Origin of the sequence: Clostridioides sp. ZZV14-6345, assembly GCF_020657775.1 — a bacterium.
In the GTDB taxonomy this organism is placed as follows: Bacteria; Bacillota; Clostridia; order Peptostreptococcales; family Peptostreptococcaceae; genus Clostridioides; species Clostridioides difficile_D.
Genome location: NZ_JAGWCX010000004.1, coordinates 32,212 through 44,338, shown reverse-complemented (window position 1 = coordinate 44,338; position 12,127 = coordinate 32,212). Strand labels below are relative to the sequence as shown.

Below are 12,127 nucleotides of genomic sequence, written 5' to 3'. Positions count from 1 at the left end.
TTTAAACTATATGGTAAAATACCCTTGTAGGGTATAAGGAGGTAATTAAATGAAGAAGAAACTATTAGTAGAAGGTATGAGTTGTGGTCATTGTGTAAATCATCTTAAAACTGCATTAACAGAAGATATAGATGGTATTGAAGTTTTAGATGTAAATTTAGGAAATAAGTGTGCATCTGTAGATATGAAAGATGATGTATCAATTGAAAAACTAAAAGAAGTAATAGAAGAGTTAGGGTTTGAATTAAAGGGAATTGAATAGAAGATAATAAACTAAAAAAAGACCTCTATTGGGGGAGTAATAGAGGTCTAAAAATGGGGGAGATTGAGTATGTTTGATTTTACATTACTATTATCTCCCCTTTTAAATTAATATATACATAAAAAGTAAAAAAAATTTTGTGATGAATCACATTTCTTAAGCTTTTTGAATATACTATAAATAGCTAAGGGAGGGAGTATCATGGAATCTAGGGGATATAAAGAAGATTTAAAAAAAATGATACTTGATATGGCCCACAAAGAACTTGAGAGTTATGTATCACAAAAAGGAGCAAAAAAATACTTTGAAGGTAACCTGGATAAGATTATTAATAATAACATTAAAAAATTCAATCAAAGTATTGGTCTTAATAGAGTATATTTAAAAATGTTAAAAAAGTGTGCATATCAAGAAAGTGTAACTTCAATATCAAGAACCATAAAGAAAGAAGCATTATTTAAATCAAAAAAAGAGCTATTTGCCTTTTCAGAGTACTTAAAACTTGATATTAACAAGAGACTTTCATATAATCAAATTTTAAGAAAAATATCAAGATATATATACTATAATAGAAGTTCATATGCTCAAAAATATGTTGTTTTCAAAAGAGGAGATGAAGAATATCTTTTAGAACCTGAGAAAATAAAAGATGAATTAATATCAAGCTATAGATCAAAGACTAGGGAAGATATGAAGTCAATAGCAAAACTTTTGGATATAGAAGTAGAAGATGATTATAATGCTGAAGATATTAGAAAAAAAGTAATAAATTATATTATCAAAGAAAAGATTAAAAATTAAAGCTTTAATTGATTTACTTGGAATTAAATGAAGTGAGATATTAATTATAAAAATTTTAAAGAATAAGTTCTGTTAATTTGCATGATTAAATATAACTTGGTTATAAATTTTATGCGTTTGAGAGAGCTTATTCTTTTTTTGACATATTCCTTTAAATAATTTACCATTATTTGGTAACTAAACCGTATTATTCAAATTTTTAACTTAATGTGATTTAAATAAATTTATAATAATGATATAATATAAAAAAAATAAAAATTGGAGGGTGATTTCAAAATGAAGTTTAATTTTTGCCATAATAATTTCAATGTCACTGACCTAGAGAAAAGTTTAGATTTTTATAATAAAGCTTTAGGTCTTAAAGAAGTAAAGCGTAAGGAAGCAGAAGATGGAAGTTTTATATTAGTTTATTTAGGAGATGGCATTACTAGTCATACATTAGAATTAACTTGGCTTAGAGATTGGGACAGACCATACAATTTAGGAGATAATGAATTTCACTTAGCTTTAGAAGTTGAGGAGTTTGATGAGGCAAAAAAACTTCATAAAGATTTAGATTGTATATGTTTTGAAAATGAAAGTATGGGAATTTATTTTATAGCAGACCCGGATAATTATTGGATTGAAATACTTCCTAAAAATCATTAATTTTAAGGATATATTTATAATTTCTTTACAATTAATAATAGAATAAGTTATCATTAAATTATAGGTACTAAAAATGGATAATAATGTTATGACTTTATGATTATAAAATTTTTTTGGGGGGAGTGATATTAGTGAAGAAAGCTATAGCAGCTTTAGGAATTGGAGCAGTGGCAGTATCTGTTAGCTCCATAAATGCAAGTGCTCTTGAAAAAGGTATAGTAACAGCAAGTGCCTTGAATATAAGAAGTGGGCCAAGTACTAATTGTGACAAAGTAGCAAAATTATACAAAGGAAAAGCTGTAGAGATTTTAGAAAAATCTAATGGATGGTATAAAGTAAGAGTATCGGGTTCTATTGTTGGATGGGGAAGTGCAAAATACATATCAACAAGTGGTTCATCTGAAAGCACATCAAATCAAAGTAATTCAACTTCAAGTGGAACAACTGTAAGTGGAAATGGCAAGGTAAATGTGAGTTCTAGACTGAATATAAGAAGTGGTGCAGGTACTAACTATTCATTAGTTGGTAAGGCAAATAATGGAGATGTAGTAAAATTATTAGAACAAAGCAATGGATGGTATAAAATAAAGCTATCAAATGGGGTTACTGGGTGGGCTAGTAGTCAATATATTTCTAAAACATCAGAAGATGTTGGGACAAATAATTCCAATAATTCAAACTCAAATACTACTAATAATTCTGATAAAAAACCATCTAGTGAAGAGTCAATTGAAGGTAAAAATGGTAAGGTAACATCTACTGTAAGCTTAAATGTAAGAAGTGGTCCTGGGACAAGCTATTCTATAATAGGAAAATTAAATGGTGGAGATGTTGTTGAATTAAAAGCTAAGAATAGTGGATGGTATAAAGTAAAGTTATCAAATGGAACAACTGGATGGGTGAGTGCTAACTATATTTCTGAGACTAATGAAGGTACAAAAGAAAATTCAAATTCATCATCTAATCAGAATTCTCAATCTAATAGTAATTCAAATTCATCATTTACTGGAAATTCAGATAAATCTACAGCAAAAGGCTCAACAATAGTAGACTTTGCGTATACTCTTATTGGAATACCATATCAATGGGGAGCATCAGGACCTGATAAATTTGACTGCTCTGGATTCACACAGTATGTTTTTAAAAACTCTGTAGGTATTTCTATTCCTAGAGTTTCTAGAGAACAAGCTAAGTTTGGAAGTTCAGTTTCTATGGGAAATTATGCACCAGGAGATTTAGTTTATTTTGATACTGATGGTGATGGAACAACTAATCATGTAGGTATATATGTAGGTAACAGTAGATTTATTCATTGTAGTGGTACTCAGACTAATCCTAATAAGGTTAAAGTGGATAATTTAACCAGTTCATATTGGTCTAAAGCACTACTTGGGGCAAGAAGATTTGCTTAATAAATATGATTTCTTATTAAAAAATTAGAACAAATAATTATTTGTATTCATAAATTGTGACTCTTAAAAATATACTTTATTAATAATATAATTTTGGGAGGGACAAACTAATGAATAGAAGAAAAACGATATACAGAGGATTTAATAATAATAGACATAAGATTGATTTGCGTAAATACGTTATAACGATTGCTTGCTTGTGTCTAATCGGCTATTATTCTTATACAAAAATAAAAGATAGTAAGATATTGGAGTATGTATCGGCTAAAATACCATTTCTAAATAATTCATCAGATATAACTTATAAAGATATATCTGATGAATTAAATTCAATAAAAAACGGAAAAAAATCTAAATCACAAACCAATTCAGATGATAAACAGAAAACTAATCCAGAAAAAACAGTAAATAATGCTAAAGAACCAGAAGAAGTTAAATTAGCCACTATAGAAGGGTGGGATATGTATACTATTCAAGTTGCTGCAATAGATAATAATGATGATTTAAAAAAAATACAAACATCATTAGTTAATAATGATATACCTTTTTCAGTTATGGAGAAGGAAGGTGTAAAAAAAATACAGACATATTCTTCTTTTGATGAAAATGATGTTAGAAAGCATATAAGTAGTGTAAGAAAGGTATTTCCAGATGCATTTTTATCACATTTAGATGCACCTATGTTATCTTTAGAATATACAAGTAATTATGCTTATATAGAGAGTATATCCAAAGAATTAAATAAATTAATAACAAACTTTAAAGAAGAATCAAGTTTTTGGTCGAATGCTGAAAATAATGTAGATATGGAAAAATATAATACTATTTTGACAAATAGAAAGGCAATATCACAAAATATATCAAAAGAGGCTGAAAAGATTGATTATTCTGAAATGAGTTTATTTAAAGATAATTTAATAGAGTATGTAAAGAATGTGAATGAAAAAATTGATACAGCTTCAAAAGCTGCAAATGAAGAAAAATATAGCGTAAGTGAAAGTCTACTTTTATCATCTATGCAAGAGTATTCTATGTTCATAAATTCTATAAAATAAAATACAGAAAATTTGGACTTTAGAAAGCTATACGAAAGGGATTGTTTAATTAAGCAATCCTTTTCCTGATTTTGGCTTAATATAGGGATGTTGATTTATAAAATAAATTATAAAAATACGGATATTTTTTTAACAATTGTTAAGATTTTTTAATATATATAGTATACTTATAGAAGACAGAAAAAATGTTTTTTTATAGATAAGGGGGTAAAACAATGAAACTCTTAACTTTTAAGGGAGGGATACATCCTCCATATAGAAAAGAGTACTCTAACACAAAGGCACTTGAAAAAGCTCAAGCTCCAAAGATAGTTTACATTCCTCTTCAGCAACATATAGGGGCACCAGCTAAACCTATTGTTGAAGTTGGTGAAGAAGTAAAGTTTGGGCAAAAAATAGGTGAACAACAAGGTTTCGTTTCATGTAACGTTCATTCTTCGGTATCAGGTAAAGTTATTGCTATTGAACAACATGAAGTACCAGGTGGTTCAGCTCAATGTGTAGTTATAGAAAATGACTTTAAGGAAGAATTACATGAAAGTGTTCAACCAAAAGGTCAGTTAGAGGATTTGAGCAAAGAAGATATAGTAGGTATCATAAAAGAGGCAGGAATAGTAGGTATGGGTGGAGCTACATTCCCTAACCATGTAAAAGTATCTCCTCCACCAGATAGCAAAGCAGAAGTAGTTATATTAAATGGTGCAGAATGTGAACCATATTTAACTGCAGACCACAGATTGATGGTGGAAAATCCAGAAGATGTTGTATTTGGTTTAAGAGCATTAATGAAGGTATTAGATGTTAAAAAAGGATTTATAGGAATTGAAACAAATAAACCAGATGCTATAGAAGCAATTCAAAATGCAGCTAAAGATTATAGTGAAATCGAAGTTGTTGGTCTTCAAGTGAAATATCCACAAGGAGCAGAAAAACAACTTATTTATGCGTGTACAGGCAAAGAAGTTCCATCTGGTGGATTACCAATAGCAGCAGGTGCAGTTGTTGACAACGTTGCCACAGCAGCACAAATAGCTAAATCTATTAAAACAGGTATGCCTTTGGTAGAAAGAATCACTACAATAACGGGTAGTTGCATAAAAGAACCAAAGAACCTAATAACAAAAGTTGGAACATTAGTTTCAGAAATAATAGAACAATGTGGTGGATTTAAAGAAGATAAGAAGGTTGGTAAGGTTATAATGGGTGGACCTATGATGGGAATAGCCCAGTATACTACTGAAATAGCAACTAATAAAGGTTCTTCAGGAATTTTATGTTTGGATGAGGAAGAATCACGTACTCCAGATATTCAAAACTGTTTAAGATGTGGAAGATGTACAGATGTATGTCCATCATTCTTACAACCACTTTTCATAAGTGCATATTCTTTAAAAGATGACTATGACACAGCTGAATATCATAGAGCAATGGATTGTATAGAATGTGGGTCTTGTTCATTTATTTGCCCGGCAAGAAGGCCATTACTTCAATCTATAAGATCAGCAAAGAGAGAAATAGGAGCAAAGAGAAGAAAGCAAGCTGCTCAGAAATAAAGAAAGTTAAGGGGGAAAAACGATGGAAAATAAGTTGATAGTATCATCTTCTCCTCATGTGAGAAGTAATGAAGATACTTCATATATAATGAAACAAGTTATTATAGCACTCCTTCCAGCAGCAGTAGCAGGAGTATACTTCTTTAGACTTAATGCTTTGAGTGCTATGTTTTTTTGTATACTTGGTACAGTAGGTACTGAATTTTTATATCAAAAATTTACGAAGCAAAAAAGTACTATAGGAGATTTTTCAGCTGTTGTCACAGGATTATTATTAGCATTTAACGTACCAGCATCACTTCCTTGGTGGATGTGTCTAGTAGGAGGAATATTTGCAATATTAGTAGTTAAAATGGTATTTGGTGGAATTGGATGTAACTTTGTCAACCCAGCACTTGCTGCAAGAGCATTTTTATTAGCATCATTTCCAGTAGCAATGACTGCTTGGACTCAACCAGGTGTTAACTGGATAGGTAAAAATTTAGATGCAGTTACTACAGCAACTCCATTAAGCTTTTTGAAAAATGGAGCTGCGGGATTAGCAGACCTTTCTAATAATGGAATTAGTCTTGCTGATATGATGATTGGTAATATTGGTGGATGTATAGGTGAAACATCAGCAATATTATTATTATTAGGTGGAGTATACCTAATGTATAAAGGCATAATAAATTATGTTATACCAGTATTTTACATAGCAACTGTATTTATATTAACATTCCTTTTAGGTGGATTTAATATAAGTTTCGCAATATATCAACTGTTTGCTGGAGGACTTATGTTAGGTGGATTCTTCATGCTTACGGATTATACAACTTCGCCTATGACTAAGAAAGGTCAAATAATATACGCTGTATTAGCTGGTCTTATAACAACTGTTATAAGAATGTATGGTGGATATCCAGAAGGTGTATCTTACTCAATACTACTAGTAAACTGTCTTGCTCCACTTATAGATAAGTTTGTTAGAAATAGAGTGTTTGGGGAGGTGGCTAAATAATGAATAGTATGGTAAGACTAGGTGGGACTTTACTTGCTATAAGTGCTATAGCCGCATTAGCACTTGGAGCTACAAACCAAGTTACAGCTCCAGTAATAGAACAAAGAAATATACAAGCAAATAATGAACTTAGAAAAGCAGTTCTTCCAGAAGCAAAAGAATTTAAAGAAATGGACAAAAGTACTTATAAAGACCTTGGAGATGGTCTTATAGCTGAAGTGTATGAAGGATTAGATGGTTCTGAAGTAGTTGGATATACTTTAAAAGCTAAACCAAGTGGATATGGTGGAGAAATTGAAGTTATGGTAGGTATATCATCTGAGGGTCAAGTTACAGGCGTTGACATTGGTAATATGTCAGAAACAGCTGGACTTGGAGCAAAAGCTAAGGATGATGCATTTAAAGGTCAATACAAAGGAAAAACTGCTGAACCTCTTGAAGTAGCAAAAGGAAGTACGACAGCAGATAATCAAATATTAGCAATATCAGGTGCAACTATTACATCTACAGCAGTTACTACAGGAGTAAATGCCGCTATAGATGTTTTCAATAGTGCTCTTAATAAATAAGGAGGGTTAATTATGAATTTAGCTAAAGTATTTAAAAATGGGCTAATAGATGAGAACCCAACATTTGTTCAAGTTATAGGTATGTGTCCAACACTAGCCGTTACAACTTCAGCAATAAATGGAATCGGTATGGGTCTTTCAACAGCAGCAGTTTTAATATGTGCAAATTTAGTTATATCTTTAATAAGAAAAATTACGCCAGATAAGATAAGAATACCTATATTTATAGTAGTTATAGCTACATTTGTTACAATAGTAGGTATGCTTTTAAAAGCATATGTTCCTGCCCTTGATAAGGCTCTTGGTATATATATACCATTAATAGTTGTTAACTGTTTAATACTAGCTCGTGCAGAAAGTTTTGCTTTCAAAACTGGAGCTATGCCTTCAATAGTTGATGGTGTGGGTCAAGGGCTTGGATTTACTGTTGCACTTACAATAATAGGTGCAGTAAGAGAATTACTTGGAAATGGTAGTTTATTTGGAATGACACTATTTGGAGCATCTTTCCAACCAGTATTAATATTTATATTACCACCAGGTGCATTCTTAACATTAGGATTCTTATTTGCAGGATTTAATAAATTAAGAAGTAAAAAAGCGTAGTGGAGGTGTAATAAATGAATTTAATACTTTTATTTTTAAGTATCGTTCTTGTTAATAACGTTATAACATCTCAGTTCTTGGGTATATGTCCTTTCTTAGGCGTTTCTAAGAAAGTTGATACAGCAGTAGGGATGGGAGTTGCAGTTACATTCGTTTTAACTCTAGCTTCAATTATAACTTATTTTATACAAATTTTATTAGTAAAAACTGGAACTGGATTCTTACAAACAATAGCTTTTATATTGGTTATAGCTTCTATAGTTCAGTTCGTTGAAATGGTAATTCAAAAGATGAGTCCATCTTTATATCAAGCATTAGGAGTTTATTTACCTCTTATAACTACAAACTGTGCAGTTCTTGGTATAGCTCTAGTTAATGTTCAAAAAAGTTATAACTTAGTAGAAACAATAATAAACGGATTTGGAGCCGGAGCTGGATTTACTTTAGCAATAGTAATATTCGCAGGTATAAGAGAAAGACTAGAGTTAGCTGATATACCAGAAGCATTTAAAGGTTTCCCTATAACACTTATATCAGCAGGTTTAATGTCAATAGCTTTCTTAGGATTTACAGGACTTATAAAGCTATAAAAAAGAGGGGTGAAAATAGTGATACTTACAGCTGTATTAGTTTTAGGAATTATGGGCTTAATCTTCGGGATAGTACTAGATTTTGCATCTAAAAAGTTTGCTGTAGAAGTAGACGAGAGAGTGGAAGCTATACTAGGAGTACTTCCAGGAGCCAACTGTGGTGGTTGTGGATTCCCAGGTTGTGGAGGTCTTGCAAGTGCAATAGTTGAAGGAAAAGCACCAGTTAATGGTTGCCCTGTAGGTGGAGCAGATGTTGGTGCAAAAGTTGGAGAAATAATGGGAATAAGCGCTGAAGCAGGTGAGAAACAAGTAGCAAAAGTTATTTGTAAAGGAGCTTGTTCAAGTGCAAAAGATAAATATGAGTACGAAGGAATATCAGATTGTAGAGCAGCAAATGTTTTAAATTCAGGAGCTAAAATGTGTAAATTTGGATGTTTAGGTCTTGGAACATGTAAAGATGCTTGTAAATTTGATGCTATTTCTATAGTTGATGGAGTGGCAGTAATAGATGAAGAGAAATGTGTAAATTGTGGAAAATGTAAAGAAGTTTGCCCTAAGGGTATAATAATCACAAAACCAGAAAGTCAAGAAGTGGTTGTAGAGTGTAACAGCAAGGAATTTGGTAAAGCTGTTAAGGAAAAATGTACTGCTGGATGTATTGGCTGTGGAATGTGTGTAAAAGCTTGTAAATTTGATGCTATAGTATTTGAAAATAAAATAGCTAAGATAGACCCTAGCAAGTGTGTAGGCTGTATGGAATGTGTAGCAAAATGCCCTACAAAAGTAATATCAGGTGATATAACTAAGAAAAAGAAAGTTACTATTGACCAAGAACTTTGCGTTGGATGTACAGTATGCAAAAAACAATGTAAGTTTGATGCAATAGAAGGAGAATTAAAAGAAAAACATAAGGTAGATGCTGATAAATGTGTAGGATGCCATTTATGTATGGAAAAATGTCCAAAGAAAGCTATTAAAATTTTGTAATATGGACAAAATAAGGATATGGAATAATTTCCATATCTCTAATGGGTACATAAAACAGAGGTATGGAATAATTTCCATACCTCTATTTTATGTATATTTATTCTAATGGTAATAAATATAACAATAGTGTAACAAAAAAGGTTCGACATTTCTGTTGAATTTTTTACAATATAGTGATAGACTAAATAGGTACAAATTACGTACAAATGAGGTGAATAAATGAATATAATCTTGGCATCAGCCTCTCCAAGAAGGAAAGACATTCTAGAGAATACAAATGTAAGATTTGATATAATTAAAAATGAAATTGATGAGATTATATTGGAAGGTGAAGCACCAAAACATTTAGTTATGAGGTTAGCTTTTGAAAAAAGCATGTCTGTAGCATCTGAACATAATGAAGATATTGTTATTGGAGCTGATACAGTTGTTGTTTTAGACAATGCTATTTTAGGAAAACCGAAAGATAAGTCTTGTGCAAGAGATATGCTAAAAAGACTATCTGGAAGAGAGCATCAAGTCATAACAGGTATTAGCTTAATAAACTTGTGCGAAGATAAAAAAGTAATTGACTATGTAATCAGCAATGTAAAATTTAAAACGTTATCAGAACAGGATATTGAGGATTATCTGAAAACTAATGAGTCATTCGACAAAGCAGGTGCTTATGGTATACAGGGATATGGAGCTTTGCTAGTTGAAGAAATTATAGGAGATTATTTTAATATAGTTGGACTTCCAATTTCGAGGCTAGGCGACCTATTAAAAAAACATTTTAGTGTAAATCTTTTTTATGGAGTGTGATTTGTCTGAAAAAGTCATTTAATTCAACCATCAAGGTAAAAGAAATGGCACCAGAGGAAAGACCCAGAGAAAAGATGCTTGTTGAAGGAGTAAAAAGCTTATCAAATACTGAGTTGTTGGCTATACTTTTAAGAACTGGCAACAAGAATAAAAATGCTATTGAGTTAGCCAACTATATAATAAATAGAGATATTCAGGGTATTAGACATTTAGAAGACATGACAATAGAGGAGCTGTGTAATATAGATGGAATTGGGTTATCAAAATCGACCCAAATTAAAGCAGCTTTAGAACTAGGCTCTAGAGTAGCTAGTTTTAAACCTATGAAGTATAAAATAAAGAATCCTTGGGATATACAGAGGTATTATATGGACAGCCTGAGGTATTTAAAAAAAGAGGTTTTTAAAGCGGTTCTTTTAAACACAAAAAATGAGATAATATCTGATGTAGATGTATCTGTAGGGACTTTAAGCTCGTCATTAGTCCATCCTAGAGAGGTTTTTAAAGAAGCTATAAGAAGGAGTGCAAGTAAGATAATAGTGATGCATAATCACCCTTCAGGAAGTGTGGAACCATCAAGAGAAGATAAAAATATCACATCAAGACTTGTTAAATGTGGAGAAATAATTGGAATAGAAATAATAGACCATGTAATTATTGGAGATGGATTATACTTTAGCTTTAAAGAAAATATGATAATTTGACTTTATATGTGATAAAATAAGAGAAGAATGTTTTAAACATGATTCTTAATAGTAGGAAGGAGTAAAATCATGGCTAAGGGAAAAAAGAAAGAAAAAAAAGGTTTTTTTAGTTTTAATAAGATGACAAAGGATATGGGAATAGATTTAGGGACTGCAAATACATTAGTTTACATAAAAGGACAAGGTATTGTTGTTAGAGAGCCATCAGTTGTCGCAATAAGAGATGACAGTAAGGAAGTATTGGCAGTAGGTGAAGAAGCAAAAAAAATGATAGGTAGAACACCAGGAAATATAGTAGCTATAAGACCTATGAAAGATGGTGTAATAGCTGATTTTGATATAACTCAATCAATGATTAGTTATTTCATACAAAAAGCAGCTGACAAAAAAGGTGTTGTAAGTCCAAGAATAGCTATATGTGTTCCTTTTGGAGTTACAGAAGTAGAAAAGAGAGCTATAGAAGAGGCTGCAAGACAAGCAGGAGCTAAAGATGCATTCCTTATAGAAGAGCCAATGGCAGCTGCTATAGGCGCTGGATTAAAAGTTGAAGAGCCAGAAGGTAATATGGTAGTTGATATTGGTGGAGGTACTTCAGAAATAGCTGTAATATCTTTAGGAGGAATCGTTACTGCTAAATCTATAAGAATAGGTGGAGACGAGTTTGATGAGTCTATAGTTGCTTATGTAAAAAAAGAATACAACCTTATGATAGGTGAAAGAACTGCTGAAAATGTTAAGATTAGCATAGGTTCTACATTTAAAGATGATGAAGAAATAAATATGCAAATAAGAGGTAGAGATTTAATTTCAGGATTACCTAAAACAATAGAAATATGCTCTACAGAAGTTAGAGAAGCATTAAAAGAACCTGTAAGTTCAATAGTAGATGCAATAAAATCTACACTGGAAAGAACTCCACCAGAATTAGCATCAGATATAATGGAAAACGGAATAATGTTAACAGGAGGGGGAGCTTTGCTTAGAGGTCTTGATAAACTTATTACACAAGAAACTGGTATGTCTGTACAAATAGCAGAAACACCTCTTGATTGTGTTGCGCTTGGAACAGGGAAATCTGTTGAAGACCAAGAAATCTTTGAAAAAGTATTAATGATGAATACTAAGAATTAGAAGTT

General features: G+C 31.4%; 14 protein-coding genes. All 14 read left to right on the top strand.

All coding sequences use genetic code 11. The features are described from left to right. Positions 1 to 49: 49 nt before the first annotated feature. The 14 genes from KGF39_RS01765 to KGF39_RS01700 all read left to right on the top strand — a co-directional run bounded on the left by KGF39_RS01765 (position 50) and on the right by KGF39_RS01700 (position 12,122). On the top strand, positions 50 to 262 hold the full coding sequence (locus KGF39_RS01765; protein ID WP_227820953.1) for a cation transporter: 213 nt from the start codon (positions 50 to 52) through the stop codon (positions 260 to 262). A gap of 201 nt (positions 263 to 463) precedes the next feature. Then, positions 464 to 1,063, top strand: a complete 600-nt coding sequence (locus tag KGF39_RS01760) for a hypothetical protein (protein WP_054273156.1) — start codon at positions 464 to 466, stop codon at positions 1,061 to 1,063. 276 nt (positions 1,064 to 1,339) lie between these two features. Next, positions 1,340 to 1,711: a VOC family protein gene (locus KGF39_RS01755; protein ID WP_107595051.1), complete on the top strand. Its 372-nt coding sequence runs from the start codon at positions 1,340 to 1,342 to the stop codon at positions 1,709 to 1,711. 131 nt (positions 1,712 to 1,842) lie between these two features. Next, the gene (locus tag KGF39_RS01750) at positions 1,843 to 3,123 is read left to right on the top strand and encodes a C40 family peptidase (protein ID WP_227820952.1); all 1,281 of its coding nucleotides are present in this window, start codon (positions 1,843 to 1,845) and stop codon (positions 3,121 to 3,123) included. 110 nt (positions 3,124 to 3,233) lie between these two features. Next, positions 3,234 to 4,178 (top strand): hypothetical protein, encoded by a 945-nt coding sequence (locus KGF39_RS01745; protein ID WP_227820951.1) that lies wholly within the window; start codon positions 3,234 to 3,236, stop codon positions 4,176 to 4,178. A 215-nt stretch (positions 4,179 to 4,393) separates the two neighbouring features. Further along, positions 4,394 to 5,731, top strand: coding sequence for an electron transport complex subunit RsxC (gene rsxC / locus KGF39_RS01740; RefSeq protein WP_227820950.1), 1,338 nt, complete (start codon positions 4,394 to 4,396; stop codon positions 5,729 to 5,731). Positions 5,732 to 5,753: 22 nt separating this feature from the next. Then, positions 5,754 to 6,731, top strand: a complete 978-nt coding sequence (locus tag KGF39_RS01735; protein WP_227820949.1) for an RnfABCDGE type electron transport complex subunit D — start codon at positions 5,754 to 5,756, stop codon at positions 6,729 to 6,731. Then, entirely contained in the window at positions 6,731 to 7,300 is a 570-nt protein-coding gene (locus tag KGF39_RS01730) for an RnfABCDGE type electron transport complex subunit G (RefSeq protein ID WP_003419043.1), read from the top strand. The genes KGF39_RS01735 and KGF39_RS01730 overlap by 1 nt, the downstream gene beginning before the upstream one ends. A 12-nt stretch (positions 7,301 to 7,312) precedes the next feature. Next, complete coding sequence (locus KGF39_RS01725) at positions 7,313 to 7,906, top strand: RnfABCDGE type electron transport complex subunit E (RefSeq protein ID WP_003419045.1); 594 nt, start codon at positions 7,313 to 7,315, stop codon at positions 7,904 to 7,906. A gap of 14 nt (positions 7,907 to 7,920) precedes the next feature. Continuing rightward, entirely contained in the window at positions 7,921 to 8,496 is a 576-nt protein-coding gene (gene rsxA / locus KGF39_RS01720; protein WP_003419046.1) for an electron transport complex subunit RsxA, read from the top strand. A gap of 15 nt (positions 8,497 to 8,511) precedes the next feature. Then, entirely contained in the window at positions 8,512 to 9,483 is a 972-nt protein-coding gene (locus KGF39_RS01715; RefSeq protein WP_227820990.1) for an RnfABCDGE type electron transport complex subunit B, read from the top strand. A gap of 219 nt (positions 9,484 to 9,702) precedes the next feature. Then, positions 9,703 to 10,287, top strand: coding sequence for a Maf family protein (locus KGF39_RS01710; RefSeq protein WP_227820948.1), 585 nt, complete (start codon positions 9,703 to 9,705; stop codon positions 10,285 to 10,287). A 44-nt stretch (positions 10,288 to 10,331) separates the two neighbouring features. Then, complete coding sequence (gene radC, locus KGF39_RS01705; protein WP_227820989.1) at positions 10,332 to 10,991, top strand: RadC family protein; 660 nt, start codon at positions 10,332 to 10,334, stop codon at positions 10,989 to 10,991. A gap of 69 nt (positions 10,992 to 11,060) precedes the next feature. Further along, positions 11,061 to 12,122: a rod shape-determining protein gene (locus KGF39_RS01700; RefSeq protein WP_285891573.1), complete on the top strand. Its 1,062-nt coding sequence runs from the start codon at positions 11,061 to 11,063 to the stop codon at positions 12,120 to 12,122. Positions 12,123 to 12,127 lie beyond the last annotated feature (5 nt).